The sequence below is a fragment of the Streptomyces sp. NPDC057900 genome, assembly GCF_042887885.1.
GTDB lineage: Bacteria > Actinomycetota > Actinomycetes > Streptomycetales > Streptomycetaceae > Streptomyces.
This window is the reverse complement of record NZ_JBHVOI010000002.1, coordinates 133,425-153,590: the sequence shown is the minus strand read 5'-3', so window position 1 is coordinate 153,590 and position 20,166 is coordinate 133,425. Positions and strand designations below refer to the sequence as shown.

Sequence of the window (20,166 nt, the reverse complement as noted above, 5' to 3'; positions counted from 1 at the left end):
AGCTCCGGAAGCGCGGGGGTGCGGGGCGGAGCCCCGGTCGGGCCCGCGCACAGGCCAGCGCCTATAGGCTCGGACGTATGGGCAGCCACCCGCACACCCCGTCCCTGCCGGCCCCGACGACCCCCGCCGGACGGGAGGGCCTCGACGCTCTCCTGGGCCGGCCCGACCGCGCCGTCATCGCGCTCGATTTCGACGGCACCCTCGCGGACATCGTCCCGGACCCCGAACAGGCCCGCGCCCACCCCGGGACCGTCGAGGCGCTCGCCGCACTCGCTCCCCGGGTCGCGTCGATCGCCGTGATCACCGGCCGCCCGGCCGGCGTCGCGGTCCGCTACGGCGGCTTCGCCGGGGTCGCCGGACTGGACCACCTCGTCGTCCTCGGCCACTACGGCGCCGAACGCTGGGACGCCGTCTCCGGCACCGTCCACGCCCCCGCCCCGCACCCCGGCGTCGCCGCCGTGCGGGCCGAACTGCCCGGCTTCCTCGACAGGTTCGACTCCTGGCGCGGTACCTGGATAGAGGAGAAGGGGCAGGCGCTCGCCGTCCACACCCGTCGCGCGGAGGACCCGCAGGCCGCCTTCGAGGCGCTGCGCGGCCCCCTCGGCGAACTGGCGGCCCGGCACGGCCTGATCGTCGAACCGGGCCGGATGGTCCTGGAGTTGCGGCCCGCCGGCATGGACAAGGGCGTCGCCCTCACCCAGTACGTGCGCGAGACGGGCGCCGAGTCCGTGCTCTACGCAGGCGACGACCTGGGCGACCTGGCCGCGTTCGCCGCCGTGGAGAAGCTCCGCAGCGAGGGCCCCGACGGCACCCCCGGCCTGCTCGTCTGCAGCGGCGAGGCGGAGGTGCCGGAACTGGCCGCGCGCGCGGACCTGTTGCTGCCGGGGCCCGGAGCGGTCGTCGGCTTCCTGTCAGCCCTGGCGCAGCGCCTCTAGCTGGTCCAGGAACCACTGCTGCGGCGGCAGCGCGGTGGCCGCCTCCGCCAGCCGCTCCGTGCGCCCGGCGCGCTCGTCGTCCGCCATCGTCAGCGCCTCGTGCAGGGCGTCGGCGGTGGCGGACACGTCGTACGGATTCACCGTGATCGCGTCGTCCGCCAGCTCCTCGTACGCCCCCGCCTCCCGCGACAGCACCAGCGCGCAGCCGTCGTCCGAGACGACCGGGACCTCCTTGGCGACCAGGTTCATGCCGTCCCTGATCGGGTTGACGAGCGCCACGTCGGCCAGCCGGTACGCCGCCAGCGAGCGGGCGAAGTCGTCCTTGACGTGGAGGACGACCGGGGTCCAGTCCGCCGTGCCGTGCTTCGTGTTGATCTCGTCGGCGACGCGCCGCACCTCGGCCGTGTACTCCCGGTACACCGCGAGGTCCTGCCGCGAGGGGTAGGCGAACGCGACGTGGACGACCCGGCCGCGCCACTCGGGCCGTTCGTCGAGCAGCGCCCGGTAGGCGAGCAGCCCCCGGACGATGTTCTTGGACAGCTCCGTGCGGTCCACCCGCACGATGGTCTTCCGGTCGGGGCCCACCTGCTCGCGCAGCGCCGCCATCCGCTCGTCCACATCCGGCTCGTGCGCGCGCCGGCGCAGGAAGTCCGCGTCGGCGCCGAGCCCGTGCACGCCGATCCGGGTACGCCCTGTGCCGCCCAGGATCTCCGTGCAGCAGCCGATGAAGCCGTCCGCCCAGCGGCGGGTCAGGAAGGCCGCCCGGTCGGCGCCGAGGATTCCGCGCAGCACCTGCTCCGCGATGTCGTCGGGCAGGATCCGGAAGTAGTCGACGGGCGCCCACGGGGTGTGCGAGAAGTGGCCGATGCGCAGGTCGGGGCGGAGCTCGCGGAGCATGCCGGGCACCAGCACCAGGTGGTAGTCCTGCACCAGGACCGCCGCGCCCTCGCCCGCCTCCTCCGCGAGCGCCTCGGCGAAGGCCCGGTTGTAGGTCTCGAAGGACGCCCACCGGCGCCGGAACTCCGCGTCGAAGACGGGTTCCACCGGGGTCTGGTAGAGCAGGTGGTGGATGAACCAGAGCACCGAGTTCGCGATGCCGTTGTACGCGTCGGCGTGCACGTCCGCGTCGATGTCGAGCATCCGTACGCCCGGCTCACCGACCCCGCGCCGCACCGCCTCGCGGTCGCCGTCACCGAGCGCGGCGCAGACCCACATCTTGTCGTCCACCGCGCTCAGGCCCGAGACGAGCCCGCCGCCGCCCCGTTTCGCGTCGAGCGAGCCGTCCTCGCTCAGTGCGTACGAGACCGGACCTCGGTTGGACGCGACAAGAACCTGGGCGGTGGGCTTGTCGGCGGGCTGGGGGACGTGCGCGGAGACCATGCGCGGAATCTAGCCCGATCCCGAACGGTCCAAACGTGCGTGCGGCGGCGGCCCGGCTCAGGCGGCGCGCCGCGAGACGTACTCCTCGATCTCGCGCATCGGCGGCCGCTCCTCGGTGTCCACCGGATAGGTGTGCGGCACGAAGCCGTTCTCGCCGCGCTCGAACTGGGTCAGCTCGGGGCGCACCAGATGGCCGCGGGAGAGCCGCAGCGACGCGGTCCGGTAGATGGCCGCCGCCATCCGGCCGAGCGCCCGGCCGTCCTGGTGGCGGTGTTTGCGGACGCCGACGTCGACCTGGGCCAGCGCGTCCAGGCCGACCGTGTGCAGGGCGTCGACGAGCAGCCCCAGCTCCACCCCGTAGCCGACCGGGAACGGCAGCTGTTCGAGCAGCGACCGGCGTACGGCGTACTCACCGCCCAGCGGCTGGACGAAGCCGGCCAGCTGCGGCCAGTGCAGATTGAGCAGCGGCCGTGCCACGAGTTCGGTGACCCGCCCGCCCTGGCCCGCGGTGTCCCCGAGCGGGCGGTCGTACATCGCCTTGACGAACTGCACGGAGGGGTCGGTCAGCAGCGGGCCGACGATGCCGGAGACGAAGTCGGCCGAGAAGTCCTTGAGGTCCGCGTCGATGAAGCAGACGATGTCACCGCCGGTCACCAGCAGTGACCGCCACAGCACCTCGCCCTTGCCGGGGACGGCCGGCAGCCGGGGCAGGATCGCGTCCCGGTGGATCACCCGGGCGCCCGCCCGGCGGGCCACCTCCGCCGTGTCGTCGGTGGAGCCGGAGTCGATCACCACGAGTTCGTCGACCAGCCCGACCTTCTCCATGAGCTCGCGCCGGATCGTCCGGACGATGTCCCCGACCGTCGCCGCCTCGTTGAGCGCGGGCAGGACGACACTCACGCTCCCCCGCCGCGGGTCGCCGCTCCGGGCGGCCAGGAGCTGCTCCAGCGGGCGGTCGGCGCACGACCAGGAACGCCTGGTCAGCCAGCGTTCGACCTCTTCCAGCACGGTCGATACTCCCTGTATGTGATCCATCTCGCGGTTCGGACGACTATCTCAACAGTCCGGTGCTTCGGTTACAGTCTGAACAACGCAGATGGCCGTGGCATCCCGGGGTCCATCCGCCGATAAACGCCTGGATCGATGGTCCAGTGCCATAGCGCTCATCCAGAGGGACAGAGGGAACGGCCCGTTGAAGTCCCGGCAACCATCCCGCCGACCGCGAGGTCAGGTGGGGACGGTGCCAATTCCGTCTTGTGGCGAAATGCGCCACAAGGAAGATGAGGAGAAAGGGCCTCGCCATCATGGCTGTTCAGACTGTTGCAGCATCCACCGAATCTTCCGTGGACCTCGGTCCCGCCGCGGCACTTTCCTGCCGCGAGTGCGGAGAACGATTCGCACTCGGTCCGCTTTTCGCCTGTGCGACCTGTTTCGGGCCGCTCGAAGTGGCGTACGACCTGCCGACCGGTTCTCCGGACGAGCTGAAGAAGCGCATCGAGGCCGGCCCGGACAACATCTGGCGCTACGCGCCGCTGCTGCCGGTCCCCTCCGACGTCGCGGACAAGCCCAACATCAACCCCGGCTTCACCAAGCTGGTCAAGGCCGACAACCTCGCCCGTGAGCTGGGCGTCACCGGCGGCCTGTACGTCAAGGACGACTCCGGCAACCCGACGCACTCCTTCAAGGACCGCGTCGTCGCGATCGCCGTCGAGGCCGCCCGCGCCTTCGGTTTCACCACACTCTCCTGCTCCTCCACCGGCAACCTGGCCGGTGCGGTGGGCGCCGCCGCCGCCCGCGCCGGGCTGCGCTCCTGCGTGTTCATCCCGCACGACCTGGAGCAGGGCAAGGTCGTCATGGCCGCGGTGTACGGCGGTGAGCTGGTCGGCATCGAGGGCAATTACGACGACGTCAACCGGTTCTGCTCGGAGCTCATCGGAGACCCGCTCGGAGAGGGCTGGGGCTTCGTCAACGTCAACCTCCGCCCGTACTACGGCGAGGGCTCCAAGACGCTCGCGTACGAGATCTGCGAGCAGCTCGGCTGGCGGCTGCCCGACCAGATCGTCATCCCGATCGCTTCCGGCTCGCAGCTCACGAAGATCGACAAGGGTCTCCAGGAGCTGATCAAGCTCGGCCTGGTCGAGGACAAGCCGTACAAGATCTTCGGCGCCCAGGCCGAGGGCTGCTCGCCGGTCTCCGCCGCCTTCAAGGCCGGTCACGACGTGGTCCGCCCGCAGAAGCCGAACACGATCGCCAAGTCCCTCGCCATCGGCAACCCGGCCGACGGCCCCTACGTCCTGGACATCGCCCGCCGTACGGGTGGCGCGGTGGACGACGTGAACGACGAGCAGGTCGTCGACGCGATCAAGCTGCTGGCGCGCACCGAGGGCATCTTCGCCGAGACCGCGGGCGGTGTGACGGTCGGCGTGACGAAGAAGCTGATCGAGGCCGGTCTGCTCGACCCGACGCTCACCACCGTCGTCCTGAACACCGGTGACGGCCTCAAGACGCTGGACGCGGTGGCCGCCACCTCGCAGGCGACGGCGACGATCCGTCCGAGCCTGGACGCCTTCCGCGCCGCCGGCCTCGGCACCAACTGAACCGACCGGGACTCCAGGAAGGACACCCACCATGAGCGTCAAGGTCCGTATCCCCACCATCCTCCGCACCTACACGGGCGGCCAGGCCGAGGTCCCGGCAGAGGGCGCGACCCTCTCCCAGGTCATCGAGTCCCTGGAGAAGGACCACCCGGGCATCGCCGCCCGCGTCCTGGACGACCAGGGCAAGCTGCGCCGCTTCGTCAACGTGTACGTCAACGACGACGACGTGCGCTTCGAAGGCGGCCTGGAAGCGGTCACCCCGGACGGCGCGGGAGTCTCGATCATCCCGGCCGTCGCCGGCGGCTGCTGAGCCCCGGGACCGGTCGGTCCCACTGCGCCGAGTCACCTGAATTGCCCTCTCCGCGACAGAAGCGGAGGGGGCAATTCTGCATGGTTGAACGCGGTAGAGTGTGGGAAGTCCCCTTCGCTGCCCGTGCCCGCCGCATATGAGAATGCGCCTCGCCACGACAAGATGCAGCCAAAGTACCTGAGCCTCTTGCGCCATAAGTCGCCTTTGCCTGGCCCGACTTGCCCAGGAATCTCATGAATTCCTCATATTCGGGTGATCGGTGCGCTTGAGAATTCTCGTCCGATTGACCTGTTGCAGAGGGCAGTTGGACAGATACATTCGGCCGCGGTCGACGCGTTCCGGCGCACGCACCCTCTCCTGTCGGAGGGTGAGTTCTGACCCGGGCCCGCGAAGTGCGGTCCTGTGCAAGGGCCAGTAATAGGGGAGTTAGGCATGGCTCAGGGCACCGTCAAGTGGTTCAACGCGGAGAAGGGGTACGGCTTCATCGCGGTCGACGGTGGTGCGGATGTTTTCGTCCACTACAGCGCGATCCAGATGGACGGATACCGCACCCTCGAAGAGGGTCAGCGAGTTGAATTCGAAATCTCGCAGGGCCAGAAGGGGCCGCAGGCGGACATGGTCAAGCTCGCTGTCGGCTGAGCTCGGCGCGGTCGGCCAACGACACTACTCACGCACGGAGGGCCCGTACCCCTGGGGTACGGGCCCTCCGTGCGTCCTGGGTCCGGTCGCACCCGCCGCCGTCCGGTTGTCCACACTCCGGAGGGGGGCGCTTGCACTCTCGGGGGTCGAGTGCTAATCATTGGGCTTAGCACTCTCCGGGTGAGAGTGACAGAAACTTGGACCGGGCCGGTGAGGCCCGCAGGTCTGCCGGGGCAAGGAACCGGCAGACGGCAGGCCGTCCGTCGCGGGCGCCACTCGGTCCGGAGAATCCACCCCTGTCCGGGAGGACCACTTCATATGGCCAAGATCATCGCGTTCGACGAGGAGGCCCGGCGCGGTCTTGAGCGCGGCATGAACCAGCTCGCCGACGCCGTCAAGGTCACCCTCGGCCCCAAGGGCCGCAACGTCGTCCTTGAGAAGAAGTGGGGCGCCCCCACGATCACCAACGATGGTGTTTCCATCGCCAAGGAGATCGAGCTGGAGGACCCGTACGAGAAGATCGGTGCGGAGCTGGTCAAGGAGGTCGCCAAGAAGACGGACGACGTCGCCGGCGACGGTACGACCACCGCCACCGTTCTCGCCCAGGCGCTCGTCCGCGAGGGTCTGCGCAACGTGGCCGCGGGTGCCAACCCGATGGCTCTCAAGCGGGGCATCGAGAAGGCCGTCGAGGCCGTCTCCGCCGCCCTCCTGGAGCAGGCCAAGGACGTGGAGACCAAGGAGCAGATCGCTTCGACCGCCTCCATCTCCGCCGCCGACACCCAGATCGGCGAGCTCATCGCCGAGGCCATGGACAAGGTCGGCAAGGAAGGCGTCATCACCGTCGAGGAGTCGCAGACCTTCGGTCTTGAGCTTGAGCTCACCGAGGGCATGCGCTTCGACAAGGGCTACATCTCGGCGTACTTCGCCACGGACATGGAGCGCATGGAGTCGTCCCTGGACGACCCGTACATCCTGATCGTGAACTCGAAGATCAGCAACGTGAAGGACCTCCTTCCGCTGCTGGAGAAGGTCATGCAGTCCGGCAAGCCGCTGCTGATCATCGCCGAGGACGTCGAGGGCGAGGCCCTGTCGACCCTGGTCGTCAACAAGATCCGTGGCACCTTCAAGTCCGTCGCCGTCAAGGCTCCGGGCTTCGGTGACCGCCGCAAGGCCATGCTCGGCGACATCGCCATCCTCACCGGTGGCACCGTCATCTCCGAGGAGGTCGGCCTCAAGCTGGAGAACGCCGGTCTCGACCTGCTCGGCCGCGCCCGCAAGGTCGTCATCACCAAGGACGAGACGACGATCGTCGACGGCGCCGGTGACAGCGACCAGGTCCAGGGCCGCGTCAACCAGATCCGTGCCGAGATCGAGAACTCCGACTCGGACTACGACCGCGAGAAGCTCCAGGAGCGCCTCGCGAAGCTGGCCGGCGGCGTGGCCGTCATCAAGGCCGGTGCCGCCACCGAGGTCGAGCTCAAGGAGCGCAAGCACCGCATCGAGGACGCGGTGCGCAACGCCAAGGCCGCCGTCGAGGAGGGCATCGTCGCCGGTGGTGGCGTGGCTCTGCTCCAGGCCTCGGCCGTCTTCGAGAAGCTGGAGCTCTCGGGTGACGAGGCGACCGGCGCCAACGCCGTCAAGCTGGCGCTGGAGGCCCCGCTCAAGCAGATCGCCGTCAACGGTGGTCTTGAGGGCGGCGTCGTCGTCGAGAAGGTGCGCAACCTGCCGATCGGTCACGGCCTCAACGCCGCGTCCGGCGAGTACGTCGACATGATCGCCGAGGGCATCATCGACCCGGCGAAGGTCACGCGCTCCGCCCTGCAGAACGCCGCGTCCATCGCCGCGCTCTTCCTCACCACCGAGGCCGTCATCGCCGACAAGCCGGAGAAGGCCGCTGCCGCGGGCGCTCCGGGCGGCATGCCGGGCGGTGACATGGACTTCTGATCCTCACGGATCGGTAGCTCCCGCACAGCAGTAACGACACCGGCCCCCGGGGATTCCTCCCCGGGGGCCGGTGTCGTTCACAGGCCTTACGGCCATGGGCCCTACGGCGTGAACACCATCTCCGGGAAGCGCGCCGACGGTCCGTCCAGCAGGCGGTCGTCGTGCCCGCGCAGCCAGCGCCCGAAGAACGACGCCGCGTACGCCCGGCTCGCGGCCGCCGCCCGTTCCGGCCGTACCGTCCCGACCGCCTCGGCCAGTCCGCCGTCCGGCTCCGCGCCCTGCCGGGCCAGCTGCGGCAGCAGCAACTCGGCGTCGGTGTAGGAGGCGTGGCGCGAGCCGGTCAGTGTGACGTCCGCCCGCCAGCCCCGGGTGTTCTTCCAGAACGCCGCCCACGACGGCTGCTGCCGGTAGTCGCCCGAGCCCTCACCGGCCGTCCCCATCAGGAGCAGCGGCCGGTCGAGACCGTCCGTGGCCACCGTGCTCAGCCGGCTGCCGTCCGGCACCTCGCCGCCCACGTAGTCCAGCTGCCCGTCCATGTTGATGCCCGCCCGGATCCGCCGGTCGTCGTGCATCGTCTGGGCCGCGGTGAAGCCGCCCGCCGAGTGGCCGAACATGCCGGTCCGGCGCAGATCGAGTACGTCCCCGAAGCGCGTCCGGTTCAGCTCCGCGAGCCGGTCGAGCACGAACCGGGTGTCGGCGACCCGGACCGCCACGACCTTGCGCAGCAGAGCGCTGATCGCGTCCGGATCGCTGGGCGGCGCCCCGTCGAAGATCCGCATGGTGGCGAGGCGCCCGTCGGGGAACTCCACCTCGGTCGCCTCGTAGGTGTGGTCGATCGTGACGACGGCGTACCCGTGGCTCGCCAGATCGTCCACCAGGGCGGTGTTCCAGGTGCGCGGGTCGCCCAGTCCGCCGGAGTACAGCACGACGGGCAGCCGCCCGGCCCGCGCCGCGACCGGGGCGTCGCGACGGGCGTGGCTGAGCGTGGCCCCCCAGTCGACGGACCCGGGCGCCATCCCCAGGTTCAGGGCGGCGGCCCCCTCCGCTCCCCCGAAGTGCGCGGCGGCCGCGGCCGTCATCTGCGGCTCCCGCCGCCCGGAGCCGCCGGGCGCGGCCGGGTAGCGGACGCTGATCATCAGCTCGCGGCGCGCGGTGGTCCCGGGCAGCCAGGGCTCGGCGCGTGAGGGGTCGACGAGGTGCAGCACGGTGGAGCCGACCTCGAACGGTCCGGTGGGCCGGGGCAGCCGTGCGGACGGCAGGGTGGTCGGCGGCGCGGTGCGGGTCCGCCGGCCGCCGGCCGCGTAGGACGGGACGGCCCCGGTGGCCAGCAGGGCGGACGCGGCGAGGGCGGTGGTGAGGACCTGCCGGCGGTTGTGGGTACGAGTACGCGGGACTGCGGACACCTGGGACTCCCCGTTCGGGCGGCACTGCGCGGCACGGTCTCATGCCGTGTGCCGCGTGTTGCGCGGTACGTGTGCGAACGCCTCCACGATGCCCTGCGGGGGCCGCCGCGCGCGTGATACCCAGGTGCTCATTCGGCGGCGTGGCGGCTGGCACCGGGGTAGGGGATGCGCGGGGGCGTTCCGGTGTGAGGCCGCGTCAGGAGTGGAACGCGAGGTACGGGGCCAGGGCCAGGAGCATGGCGGCCATGGCGTACTTGAGGCGGCGGGCCGGGACGGAGCGGGCGATGCGCCAGCCCACGAGCACCCCCACCAGTTCCGGTACGCCGACCACGGCGGCCAGGGTCCAGTCGATGGAGCCGTGCTGCACGTAGCCGATGGTGCCCACGCTCGCGATCACCACGGACTGCGTCTGCGCGGCGGCCAGCGCGGAGAGCACCGGGAGCCCGCAGACGACCAGGAGCGGCACGCTCAGCATCGGTCCGCCCAGGCCGAAGAGCCCCGCCGCGACGGCCACCGTGACCCCCACCGCGACGGTGAGCGCGAACGGTACGCGTACCGGGGCGCCGGGCGTCGGCGTGGTCGCCGCGCGGCGCTCGCGGAGCCACACCAGCAGACCGGTCACCGCGACGGCGCACGCCAGCAGGATGCCGAACAGCCGCCCGGAGACGTGGGTGTTGAGCAGGACGCCCACCGGGGTGCCGACGAGTGCGCTCGCGGCGAGGACCCAGGCGGTGCGCCGCGTGACCGGGTCCCTCAGCTGTCCGGACCTGGTGTACGCGGCGGTGCCGAGGACGCCGGTTGCCACGTGGGTGACGATGGCGGTGCCCGCGACACCGGCCGGGGTGAGCCCGGTCAGCAGGAACATGCCGATGGTGGGCAGCACCCCGCCCGGCCCGATCGCGGTGATACCGATGCCTCCCGCGAGGCCGAACAGGGCGAGCAGAACCAGGGTCAGGGTGTCGGGGGTCCAGGGCATGGCGGTGCCTCCGCGGGCGGTTCAGGGGTGGGTGAGCGGCCTCGGTCGGGGGGCTGGCGGCGCCCCGGTCAGGCGGCGGGCGTGGCGGGCGGTGGTGCGGCGCCCCGGTGGAGCAGCGCGTGCAGCGCGAACCGGTCGGCCCGCACCCGCAGTGACTCGGTGTCCACGGGGCGGCCGTCGGCCAGCCGGGTGAGCCGGTCGATCACGAACAGGGCGGCTCCGGCGGGGATGCCGAGCAGCCGCGCGGTATCGGGTTCCGCGGTGACGGCGTGCACGGTGATCTCCGCGCTGCCGAGCCGGGACCCGGTGGTCTCCTCGATGAGCGTGAAGACGTCCCGGCCGGCGAGGTCGCGGTCGAGGAGGGGGCGTCCGATGTCGGGGGCGAGCCAGGTCGAGTCGACGGAGAGCGGCCGCCCGTCCAGGCTGCGCAGCCGCTCCAGGTACACCGCCTCGGAGCCGTCCGGGAGTTGGAGCCGCTCGGTGACGGCCTTCGGCGCGTGCGGTACGAGCCGGGCGGCGCGCACGGTGTTCGCGACGGTGCCGTAGTCGACGAGAGTCTCCGCGAGGCCGGTGAGGCGGTCGAGGCCGTGTCCGTACTTCGCCGTCACGATCTGGGTGCCGATGCCCCGTCTGCGGGTGATCAGCCCTTCGTCGCGCAGCAGTCCGAGGGCCTCCCGGATGGTGTTGCGGGAGGTGCCGAGCAGCTGGCCCAGGGCGCGTTCGTCGGGCAGCATGCCGTCTTCGTAGCGGCCGGAGGTGATCCGCTGGCGCAGGGTGTCCGCGATCTGCCGCGCACGTTCGGCGCGGGGCGGCGCCGGCCTCTCGCGGTGCGGGGGCGGTCCGTCTCGCATGGGTGTCCCGTCACCTCCTCTCGGGCCCCACGCTACCGGCCGGGCACCCCGCGCGAGGTTACGCCGAAGTTACGCCACCCATTCTGACCTGCATAAACGCCTGAGCTGCGGGTTTACCCCGGATGCCAGGCGCTCCGCCGGTCCCGGCGGTCACCGCGAGGGCGCACCGGGCTCCGTGAGGGCCCGGACCATCCGGACGAGCGCCTCGCGGGTGGCCTCGGGTGAGCCGTCCGCGCCGCTCAGGGCCATACGGGCGAGCTGCGGCATGGTGAGCCACCAGGTCGCGAGGGCGAACGCGGCGCCGAACAGCCGGCCGGGCTCGAAGTCCGCGGTGACGGTGGAGTCGAGCTGGAGGGCGGCGATCCGCGCGGCCTTGTCGGCGTAGTGGGCGGCGCGTTCCGTCTCCGCGACGACCGGTGCGCGTCCGTCGCGCAACCCTTCCCAGGAAAGCAGCCGGAGCAGGTGCGGGTGGGCGCGGTGGTAGTCGTACAGCCGCCCGGCGAAGTCACCCATATCACCGGATGCCGGGTCGCCCCCCGGGGCGGGAAGCGGCACGGCCTCGGCCGCCTTGGCCAGTTCGGACTCCAATACGGCGGTGAACAGCTGCTCCTTGCCGCCGAAGTACTGGTAGATGCGTTCCTTGTTGACCTTCGCCGCGGAGGCGACGCGGTCGACGCGTGCGCCGACGGGGCCGTGTTCGGCGAACTCCTCCACGGCGGCCTCAAGGAGGAGGCGTTTGGTGCGTGCTGTGTCCCAGGCCATGTCCGTATCCTTACGCGGCGTCTCGTGCGGCGTCCCGCGCGGCGAAGACCTCGCGTGCGGCGGTGATGCCGTTGAGCGCGGCCGGGAAGCCGGCGTAGGCGGCCAGATGGGTGATCACTTCGGTCGTCTCCTCCCGCGTGCCGCCGGTGTTGAGGAAGCCGTGGATGTGCACGCGCAGCTGGGGCCCCGCCGTTCCCAGGGCGGTGCACATGGCGATGGTGGCCATCTCGCGGGTCTTCAGGTCGATCCCGGAGCGCTGGTAGACGTCACCGAAGACGAACTCGACGATGTATCGGCCCAGGTCAGGGGCGATGTCGCTGAGGGAGTCCATCACCTGCTGCCCCGCGTGCCCGTCGACCTCCTCCAGGGCCCGCAGCCCACGGGCGAGCCGCTCGGAGTCCCCTTCCCCGGCCGGTTCGGCGGGGGTGTCAGCGGTACCCGGGTGCTCGGTGAACACCGCGCGTGCGGCGGCGATGCCGTTGAGGGCGGCGGGGAATCCGGCGTAGACGAGTGTGTGCATGAGAACCTCGACGACCTCGCGCCGGGTGCAGCCGACGTTGAGCGCGCCCGCGATGTGGAAGCGCAGCTGCGGCTCGGCGTTCCCGAGGGCGGCCAGCGCCGCGACGGTCACCAACTGCCGCTGGGGCAGCGTCAGTCCGGGCCGGGTGTACAGGTCCCCGTACGCGAACTCGACGGCGTAGCGGGCGAGATCCGGAGCGATGTCGGACAGCGCCTCCAGCGGGGTGGGCGCGGAGCCGCCGATCACCTTCAGTACGCCCAGGCCCTCGGACAGCCGGGACGGCCGGGACGCTTCGGTGGGATGCGTGTGAGACACGTTGAACTCCTTGCCCGGGGCGGAGGCCGCCGACCATTTCCAACTGGCAGGTTGGAAGCTAGCACGCGAGGTCGCGAAACTCCAACCACCAAGTTGGGAATCCTGGTGGGAGCGATCGTCATCGGCCCGCGACGAGGTGAGGCGGACGCGGCGCGGCGCCATCGGGTGTTCCCCGAGTCCACGCGCGGCGAAGCCAGTGGCAAGACCGGTCAGGAATCGAGAAGCCCCGCCCCCCGGGCGGCCCCTAGCGTGACGGTCATGGCAATCACCGATTCCACCGCATCCGACACGTTCATCGCGTCCGTCACCATCGAGGTGGCCGACCTCGACGCCGCCCGCCGCTTCTACGCCGCCTTCGGGGTGGACGCGTACATCCGCCTACGGGCGTCCGAGGCGGCCTCCGCCGGATTCCGCGGCTTCACCCTGGGGCTCACGGTGCCCCAGCCGGCCACCGTCGACAGCTTCTTCGGCGCTGCCGTGGACGCCGGTGCCACGGTGCTGAAGCCCGCCGCGAAGTCGCTGTGGGGCTACGGCGGCGTCGCCCGGGCGCCGGACGGCACGATCTGGAAGATCGCGACCTCGGCGAAGAAGGACACCGGCCCGGCCACCCGTGAGATCGGCGAGATCATCCTCCTGCTCGGCGTCGAGGACGTGAAGGCCAGCAAGCAGTTCTACGTCGGCCGCGGCCTGACCGTGGGCAAGAGCTTCGGCGGCAAGTACGCCGAGTTCACCAGTGGCGAGTCCAGCCCCGTCAAGCTGGCGCTGTACAAGCGCCGCGGCCTGGCCAAGGACCTCTGCGTCCCCGACGACGGCACCGGCTCGCACCGCATCGTCATCGGCGGTGCCGGTGGCCCCTTCGCCGATCCGGACGGATTCGCCTGGGAGGCTGCGGGCTGACGCCGTAACAGCGGATTGCGCAATGGGGCGCTCTTCTGACGCAAAAAACAAACGATGATCTGTACGTGAACAGCAAGACAAAGGAAACATCTCGCAGGAGTCTTGTGGGCCGCGATGGGCGGGTCCTACTGTCACCTCACCTCCCCGGCGGCCGCTCCGGCCGCGCCTCAGAGAAACGGGCCTGCGATGTCACGGAAGATCACCGGCACTGGACCGAGCCCGCGAAGACCACGAGGACCGCGGCGAACAACCCTGTACGCGACGGCGGTTGCCTCGATGACCGCCGCCGCCGTCGGCCTCGGCGTACTGACGGGCGCGCCCGCACCCGCCGCCCAGCGCACCCCCGCCACGGCAACTCCCGCCACCGCTTCCCCCGTCACCCGCGCCGCCCTCGATCCGGCGCTCGTGGCGGGCCGGGGCGCGGACGTGCCGTTCGTCGAGCAGGAGGCGGAGAGCGCCGCGACCAACGGCACGGTCATCGGCCCGGACCGCGCCGCGTACACGCTCCCCGCGGAGGCGTCCGGCCGCAAGGCGGTCAGCCTGGAGCCGGGTCAGCACGTCGAGTTCAGGCTGCCCCGCGCCGCCAACGCGATCACCGTGCGCTACAGCATCCCGGACGCCCCGAACGGCGGCGGGATCACCGCACCGCTGGACGTCGCGGTGAACGGCACGAAGCGCTCCACCATGACGCTCACCTCGCAGTACTCCTGGCTGTACAACCAGTACCCGTTCTCCAACGACCCGGGCGCCGGGCTGCTCCACCCGGACTGGTGGATCACCGAGTGCTCCTGCGTACCCAGCGAGACGACCCCGGCCCCGGTCATCGCGAAGCCGTACCGGCCCAGCCACTTCTACGACGAGCAGCGCCTGCTGCTCGGCCGCACCTACCGCGCGGGCGACACCGTACGGCTGACCGTCCCGGCGGGCAGCCGGGCCGCGTCCACGACGATCGACCTGCTGGACTCGGAGCTGGTCGGCCGCCCGCACATCGAGCTGCTCGCCGCCAACGTCCTCGCCTTCGGGGCCGATCCCACCGGCCGGCGCGATTCCGCGGCCGCGATCGACAAGGCCATCGCCTTCGCGAAGCGCACCCGTCTCAAGGTGTACATCCCGCCGGGCACGTACCAGGTGAACCGGCACATCGTCGTGGACAACGTCACGATCGTCGGCGCGGGCAACTGGTACACGAAGATCAAGGGCCATGAGGTCGCCCTCGACACCCCGGCCGCCGACGGCTCGGTCCACACCGGGGTCGGCTTCTACGGCAAGGACGCGGCGGACGGCGGCAGCCGCGACGTCCACCTGTCCGGCTTCGCCATCGAGGGCGACGTACGCGAGCGCATCGACACCGACCAGGTCAACGCCATCGGCGGCGCGTTCAGCGACTCGACCATCGAGGGCCTGCACATCAGCCACACCAAGGTCGGCATGTGGTTCGACGGTCCGATGAAGAACCTGCGGATCACCGGCAACATCATCGTCGACCAGATCGCGGACGCCATCAACTTCCATACGGGCGTGACCGATTCACGCGTCGCCCACACCTTCGTACGCAACTCCGGTGACGACGGCCTCGCCATGTGGTCCGAGAAGACGGCCGACGCCCGCAACACCTTCGACCACAACACAGTCCAGACCCCGGTCCTGGCCAACGGCATCGCGATCTACGGCGGCACCGACAACACCGTCTCGAACAACCTGGTGGCCGACCCGATCAGGGAGGGCAGCGCACTGCACGTCGGCTCCCGCTTCGGCGCCGAGCCCTTCGCCGGAAAGCTGAACCTGACGGCCAACACGACGGTCCGCGCCGGTACGTACGAGCTGAACTGGAACATCGGCCTCGGCGCCCTCTGGATCTTCGCCCTCGACAAGAGCATCGACGCCGACATCCGGGTCACCGGCAACAACTTCCTCGACAGCACCTACAACGCGATCATGCTGGTCTCCGACTGGGCGGTGAAGGACCAGTACGTCATCAAGGGCGTCCACTTCAAGGACATCAAGGTGGACGGCACCGGCACCTCGGTACTGAGCGCCCGCGCGGCGGGCGGCGCCACGTTCGAGAACGTGGACGCGCGCAACGTCGGCGCGGTCGGCGTCAACAACTGCGGCTCGTTCAACTTCCCCGCCACCGGCTCGGAGTTCGCCCTGACGGATCTGGGCGGCAACGACGGCGGCTGGCTGGCCCCCTGGCTGCTCCCCAACACGATCACCTGCGACGACCGGCCGGCCGTCGTCCCGCCCCCGGCACCAGGGGCGTGGTGACGGCCGTCCGACAAGGCAGGAGGACCGCCCGAGTACCGGCTGGGCCGCCCACTCCCCGGGGCGGCCCAGCCGCAACTGCCCCCGAAATAATGGCGGGTGTACGGACGCGTCTTCCGGGCAGTGGATCTTCCATGAGGATCTGACGCCGCCTCGGACACGTCGCACAAGTGCTCCGGAGCGGCCTCGGACAGAACGGCTCGTCACTACCGCACCGAGGAGAACCATGAAGTCGACACGGTCTCGCGCCCTCTCCGTCCTCGCGGCCGCCACCGCAGCGGTCGTCATACCCCTGACCTGCGCCGGCACCGCGTCCGCCGACACCACCCGTACCCATGCCTGGGTGACACTGGGCGGCATGAAGTACGACAGCGGAGCGGCCTGCCTCAAGGACAACGCGTCCTGGGCGTTCTCGCTCGGCTACAGCAAGGTCCGGTGCATCGGCCCGTCGAGCAGCGGCACGTACACCATTCAGGGCTGGAAGTGACCTCGCGGCTCCGCCTTCGCTGAGCGGGGGCGGTCGCGAGGAAGCCGTGCATCGGTCGCGGAAGGGGCGGTCTCCTCCCCTGGGGAGACCGCCCCTTCGCTGTGCTGTCGGCAGCCCTCGCGAGCCCGCCGGAACCGCGCCGGGCGGCTCAGCCGGTCACTGCCCCACCCGCCCGTCGACGCACTCACGCAGCAGGTCGGCGTGGCCGCAGTGCCGGGCGTACTCCTCGATCCGGTGGACCAGCAACTCCCGCACGGCGATGCCGTCCTTGCCCAGCCGGGTGCCCAGGTCCGGGTGTCCGTACAGGGCGGCGTCGGTCGCGGCCTGTTCGCGGGCCAGGTCGGCCCAGGCCCCTTCCACCACGGCCGGGTCCGCGACGGCTCCGTCGAAGTCCGCGTCCCGCCTGCCGTAGAGCTTCGGCCTCGGTTCGCCGTCACTGATCCAGTTGAGCCAGTCCCGTTCGACCTCGGCGAGGTGCCGTACGAGGCCGAGGAGCGACATGTTCGACGGCGGAACGGCCCTGCGGGCCAGCTGCTCGGCGTCCAGCCCCTCGCACTTCATCCGCAGGGTGAGGCGGTAGTCCTTCAAGTAGTCCTGGAGGGTGGGGAGTTCCCCGTCCGGGCTGGCTCCCTCGCTGTTGCGGGGGTCGTCGTCGGGATCGGCCCACATGTCGGGGTAGACGGTGGCCCGGCTCCATCGTTCGGGTTGGTCGCTCATGCGTGCCATGGTCGTCCGCGAGGCCCGCCGACCGCCAGTGGTTTGAGCGGCGGGCGGTCAGGCGTCCGCCGCGTGCTCCGATTCCCCTCGGTCCAGGTCGGACATGTCGAGCACGAAGCGGTAGCGGACGTCGTTTCGCCGGAGGCGGTCGAGGGCCGTGTCCACCTGTGCCGACGGGAGTACCTCGACGTCGGCGGCGATGCCGTTGTCGGCGCAGAACCGGAGCATCTCGGCCGTCGCCGGACGGCCCCCGCTGCCCGCAGAGCTGAGCCTCTTGCGGCCGATGAGCAGGTCCATGGCCTCGACGGTGACGGTGCCCAGGTGTCCGAGGAGGCTGAGGGTGCCGTCCAGCGCCACCAGCTTCAGATACGGGGCGAGGTCGTGCGGGGCGGAGATGGTGTCGATGACGACGTCGAAGGTGTCGCGCGCCTGGGCCATCCGCTCGGGGTCCGTGGACGCGATGAGGTCGTGCGCGCCGAGCTCGCGGGCGTCGTCGCGCTTGTCGTGGGTGCGGCTGATGACGGTCGTGGTGGCACCGAGCGCCACCGCCATCTTGACCGCGAGGTGGCCCAGGCCGCCCAGCCCGGCCACGGCGACGCGGCTGCCGGGGCCGACGCCCAGGGAGCGCAGGGGCTCCCAGACGGTGATGCCCGCGCAGAGCAGCGGGGCGGCCGCGGCGGCGTCGAGGCCGGCGGGGAGCGGGTAGGCGAAGGCGTCGCGCACGACGTACTCGCGGGAGTAGCCGCCCAGGGTGGTCGTCCCGTCCTGCCGGTCGGCGCCGGCGTAGGTCAGGGTCGGGAAGGAGTGGCAGAAGTTCTCCTGTCCGGCCTCGCACATGGCGCACTCGCCGCAGGAGTCGACGATGTTACCCACCGCGACCCGGTCGCCGACCGAGAAGGCGGTCACCTCGGGGCCGGTCCCGGTCACCACGCCGGTGAACTCGTGACCGGGCACCAGGGGTGTCGCCGCGTTCTGGTCGTGGGCGTCCAGGGCGTGCAGGTCGCTGTGGCACACGCCGCAGAAGTCGACCCGCACCGCGATGTCGTCCGGGCGCAGTTCGCGGCGGGCGAGCGGCACGCGCCGCAGCGTCGTCGGACCGGCCGCCTGCCATCCGGTGGTCATTCGCATACCCGACTCCTTAAACAGACTGTTCTGTCTGTCGAAGCGTAAGCGCGTCCACACCCCAAAGCAAACAAACTGTTCTGTTTGGTAGAGTGCGGTCATGCCGGAACTGCCCCAGACCTCGCGAGGCGCCGCGACCTACCAGCGCATACTGGACGCCGCCACCGAAGAGTTCGCCGAGCACGGCATCGCCGGGGCGCGCATCGAACGCATCGTGGCGGCGGCGCGCACCAACAAAGCGCAGCTCTACGCCTACTTCGGTGACAAGGAACGGCTCTTCGACGCGATCTTCCTCAGCTCGCTGGAGCGCATCACCGACGTCGTACCCATCGACGCCGACGATCTCGCGGACTGGGCCGTCCGGCTCTACGACGAATACCTGCGCCGCCCCGACCTCATCCGGCTGGCGACCTGGACACGTCTGGAGCGCCGGCCCGACGGGCACCTCGTGGAGACCCGCGCGGACTACCACGACCACAAGCTCACGGCCATCGCCGAGGCGCAGGCCGCCGGGCGGGTCCGCGCGGGCGAGCCGTTCGACATCATGGCCATGGTCATCGCCATGTCCATGGCCTGGTCACCGGTCAGCAACGTGTACGCGGCCACCAGCCAGGAACCCGATGACGTACACGACCGGCGCCGCGCCCTGCTCCGCGACTGCGTCCGGCGCGCCACCGCCGCCGACGCGGCCTCCTAGAGCCTGTCCGCAAAGTCTCGCCTGCCGCGCTGGGTCAGGCCCCAGGGGTCGCCGCCGCCTCCACCGGCAGGAGCGACACGCCGGGCATGACACCATCGAACCGTGCTCGATATCGGCTACTCCCTCTCCCGGCGTTTCCCGGACCCCCCGCAGACCGACTACCGCCGGGCGGACGTCCACGCCCTGCGCCACGATCTGTTCTCCGGCGACGTCTACCTCGCGGACACCAAGGAGGACCGCGAAGTATCCACAGGCTGGGGATGGGTGCCGGTGCTCGACTTCGCCTGGGCCCTGTGCGACATCGTCGAGCAGATCGACCAGGACCCCCGGGGCAACCGCTCGCACCGCCGCCAGTTCGCGGAGCTCGACTTCACCGAATCGTCCGACCGGATGCTCTTCGAGCGCCGCTTCGGCTGGGTCGACGTCGAGGCCGACTGGATGCCCGCCGAGGAAGCACCGCTCACCTTCAACCACGCCCTGCTGCGCCGCGAGGCCCGCGACTTCCTGCACGACCTGATCGCGGACCTCTCCGACATGCACGAGGGCCTCGCGGACAACCCGGTGGTCTGGGACCTCCAGGCCCGCTTCCCCCGCCTCTGATCCGGGGCCGGGGCCGGGGCCCGGTCCTCACGCCTCCACCCGCACCCCGATCTGCGCCGCGAACGCCGGAGCCAGCTCCATCAGCTGCGACGGGCTGATCACCGCACCCGCCAGCCGCTCCACCCCGCGCGCGATGTCCAGCTCAGCGACCGTCCGCAGATCCACCGACGCCATCCGCACCGCGCTGAAATCGGCCCGCTTCAGCACACAGTCCCGGAACTCCACCCGGTCCAGCTGCGCGCCCCCGAAATCCGGTTCGGAGAGCACGCAGCCCTCGAAGACCACGTCCTTCAGCCGGGCCTTCCGCAGATTCAGGTAGTCGATCTTCCCGCCCCGCACCAGCACCCGCTCCAGCACCGAGCCATGCATCTGCACCCCGCCCAGGCGCGCGTCCACGATCTCCACGTCACGCAGCGACGCCCCGGCGAGATCCGTGCCCACCCCCCGTACGCCCGTCAGCACCGAATCGAGGAAACGGGCCCTGACCAGCTCCGTACGGTCCAGCGCGCAGCCCTCCAGCGCGCAGTCCATGAACCGGGCGCCCGGACCCGACTCGTCCGCCAGATCCACGGAGTCGAAGCGCACCCCGTCGTAATCCCCGTCCGGCTCAAGCCCCCCGCCGCCGTACGGTTCGAGCGGGGGCAGCCGCACCTCCGGGCGTCGCGCCGCCGCGATCCCGTCCTTGCCGCCCCGGCCCCTGCCGCTCCCCTGACCACTACCGCTGCTGCGCACCATCCCCCCATCGTGACGCA

The 20,166-nt window shown here is 70.9% G+C and carries 20 protein-coding genes and 1 riboswitch; of the genes, 10 read left to right on the top strand and 10 right to left on the bottom strand.

Annotated elements, in window-relative coordinates:
- The first annotated feature begins 77 nt into the window (after positions 1–77).
- Complete coding sequence (otsB, locus tag ACFVQ0_RS07795; protein ID WP_390085670.1) at positions 78–935, top strand: trehalose-phosphatase; 858 nt, start codon at positions 78–80, stop codon at positions 933–935.
- On the opposite strand, the gene ACFVQ0_RS07790 is transcribed toward otsB, so the two are convergent.
- Positions 912–2,315 (bottom strand): trehalose-6-phosphate synthase, encoded by a 1,404-nt coding sequence (locus ACFVQ0_RS07790; protein WP_390085668.1) that lies wholly within the window; start codon positions 2,313–2,315, stop codon positions 912–914. The two genes, otsB and ACFVQ0_RS07790, sit on opposite strands and share 24 nt — an antisense overlap.
- A gap of 57 nt (positions 2,316–2,372) precedes the next feature.
- Positions 2,373–3,323: a glucosyl-3-phosphoglycerate synthase gene (locus ACFVQ0_RS07785; protein ID WP_390085666.1), complete on the bottom strand. Its 951-nt coding sequence runs from the start codon at positions 3,321–3,323 to the stop codon at positions 2,373–2,375.
- A gap of 152 nt (positions 3,324–3,475) precedes the next feature.
- Positions 3,476–3,602: riboswitch (SAM riboswitch) on the top strand.
- A 17-nt stretch (positions 3,603–3,619) separates the two neighbouring features.
- On the opposite strand from ACFVQ0_RS07785, the gene thrC reads away from it, so the two are divergent.
- From thrC to groL, 4 genes are all read left to right on the top strand, one after another.
- Positions 3,620–4,912: a threonine synthase gene (gene thrC / locus ACFVQ0_RS07780; protein WP_390085664.1), complete on the top strand. Its 1,293-nt coding sequence runs from the start codon at positions 3,620–3,622 to the stop codon at positions 4,910–4,912.
- 31 nt (positions 4,913–4,943) lie between these two features.
- Positions 4,944–5,222 (top strand): MoaD/ThiS family protein, encoded by a 279-nt coding sequence (locus ACFVQ0_RS07775; protein WP_327338284.1) that lies wholly within the window; start codon positions 4,944–4,946, stop codon positions 5,220–5,222.
- A gap of 432 nt (positions 5,223–5,654) precedes the next feature.
- Positions 5,655–5,861, top strand: a complete 207-nt coding sequence (locus ACFVQ0_RS07770; protein ID WP_003967346.1) for a cold-shock protein — start codon at positions 5,655–5,657, stop codon at positions 5,859–5,861.
- 318 nt (positions 5,862–6,179) lie between these two features.
- Positions 6,180–7,805, top strand: a complete 1,626-nt coding sequence (gene groL / locus ACFVQ0_RS07765) for a chaperonin GroEL (protein WP_311304046.1) — start codon at positions 6,180–6,182, stop codon at positions 7,803–7,805.
- A 101-nt stretch (positions 7,806–7,906) separates the two neighbouring features.
- On the opposite strand, the gene ACFVQ0_RS07760 is transcribed toward groL, so the two are convergent.
- The 5 genes from ACFVQ0_RS07760 to ACFVQ0_RS07740 form a co-directional block, all read right to left on the bottom strand.
- Complete coding sequence (locus tag ACFVQ0_RS07760) at positions 7,907–9,208, bottom strand: alpha/beta hydrolase family protein (RefSeq protein ID WP_390085662.1); 1,302 nt, start codon at positions 9,206–9,208, stop codon at positions 7,907–7,909.
- A gap of 196 nt (positions 9,209–9,404) precedes the next feature.
- Positions 9,405–10,184 (bottom strand): sulfite exporter TauE/SafE family protein, encoded by a 780-nt coding sequence (locus ACFVQ0_RS07755; RefSeq protein ID WP_390085660.1) that lies wholly within the window; start codon positions 10,182–10,184, stop codon positions 9,405–9,407.
- 68 nt (positions 10,185–10,252) lie between these two features.
- Positions 10,253–11,035, bottom strand: coding sequence for a GntR family transcriptional regulator (locus tag ACFVQ0_RS07750; protein WP_390085658.1), 783 nt, complete (start codon positions 11,033–11,035; stop codon positions 10,253–10,255).
- A 150-nt stretch (positions 11,036–11,185) separates the two neighbouring features.
- Positions 11,186–11,797: a TetR family transcriptional regulator gene (locus ACFVQ0_RS07745; RefSeq protein WP_390085656.1), complete on the bottom strand. Its 612-nt coding sequence runs from the start codon at positions 11,795–11,797 to the stop codon at positions 11,186–11,188.
- Positions 11,798–11,807: 10 nt separating this feature from the next.
- Positions 11,808–12,632, bottom strand: coding sequence for a carboxymuconolactone decarboxylase family protein (locus tag ACFVQ0_RS07740; RefSeq protein WP_390085654.1), 825 nt, complete (start codon positions 12,630–12,632; stop codon positions 11,808–11,810).
- Positions 12,633–12,890: 258 nt separating this feature from the next.
- On the opposite strand from ACFVQ0_RS07740, the gene ACFVQ0_RS07735 reads away from it, so the two are divergent.
- The 3 genes from ACFVQ0_RS07735 (at position 12,891) to ACFVQ0_RS07725 (ending at position 16,278) form a co-directional block, all read left to right on the top strand.
- Positions 12,891–13,529 (top strand): glyoxalase, encoded by a 639-nt coding sequence (locus ACFVQ0_RS07735; protein WP_390085652.1) that lies wholly within the window; start codon positions 12,891–12,893, stop codon positions 13,527–13,529.
- A gap of 276 nt (positions 13,530–13,805) precedes the next feature.
- Positions 13,806–15,794, top strand: coding sequence for a glycosyl hydrolase family 28-related protein (locus tag ACFVQ0_RS07730; RefSeq protein ID WP_390085650.1), 1,989 nt, complete (start codon positions 13,806–13,808; stop codon positions 15,792–15,794).
- Between the two features lie 223 nt (positions 15,795–16,017).
- Positions 16,018–16,278, top strand: a complete 261-nt coding sequence (locus ACFVQ0_RS07725; RefSeq protein ID WP_390085648.1) for a hypothetical protein — start codon at positions 16,018–16,020, stop codon at positions 16,276–16,278.
- A 156-nt stretch (positions 16,279–16,434) separates the two neighbouring features.
- Here ACFVQ0_RS07725 and ACFVQ0_RS07720 read toward each other — a convergent pair whose 3' ends face one another.
- Together ACFVQ0_RS07720 and ACFVQ0_RS07715 are read right to left on the bottom strand one after the other, a co-directional pair.
- Entirely contained in the window at positions 16,435–17,004 is a 570-nt protein-coding gene (locus tag ACFVQ0_RS07720; protein ID WP_390085646.1) for a DinB family protein, read from the bottom strand.
- A 48-nt stretch (positions 17,005–17,052) separates the two neighbouring features.
- Positions 17,053–18,123: an NAD(P)-dependent alcohol dehydrogenase gene (locus ACFVQ0_RS07715; protein WP_390085644.1), complete on the bottom strand. Its 1,071-nt coding sequence runs from the start codon at positions 18,121–18,123 to the stop codon at positions 17,053–17,055.
- A 94-nt stretch (positions 18,124–18,217) separates the two neighbouring features.
- On the opposite strand from ACFVQ0_RS07715, the gene ACFVQ0_RS07710 reads away from it, so the two are divergent.
- Positions 18,218–18,814 carry a TetR family transcriptional regulator gene (locus tag ACFVQ0_RS07710; protein WP_390085643.1) on the top strand — a complete coding sequence of 199 codons (597 nt, stop codon included), beginning with the start codon at positions 18,218–18,220 and terminating at the stop codon, positions 18,812–18,814.
- A gap of 102 nt (positions 18,815–18,916) precedes the next feature.
- Positions 18,917–19,414 (top strand): hypothetical protein, encoded by a 498-nt coding sequence (locus tag ACFVQ0_RS07705; protein WP_311304074.1) that lies wholly within the window; start codon positions 18,917–18,919, stop codon positions 19,412–19,414.
- Between the two features lie 27 nt (positions 19,415–19,441).
- Here the strand turns inward: ACFVQ0_RS07705 and ACFVQ0_RS07700 are convergent, their stop codons facing one another.
- Positions 19,442–20,149, bottom strand: a complete 708-nt coding sequence (locus ACFVQ0_RS07700; protein WP_390085641.1) for a pentapeptide repeat-containing protein — start codon at positions 20,147–20,149, stop codon at positions 19,442–19,444.
- Positions 20,150–20,166: the final 17 nt, after the last annotated feature.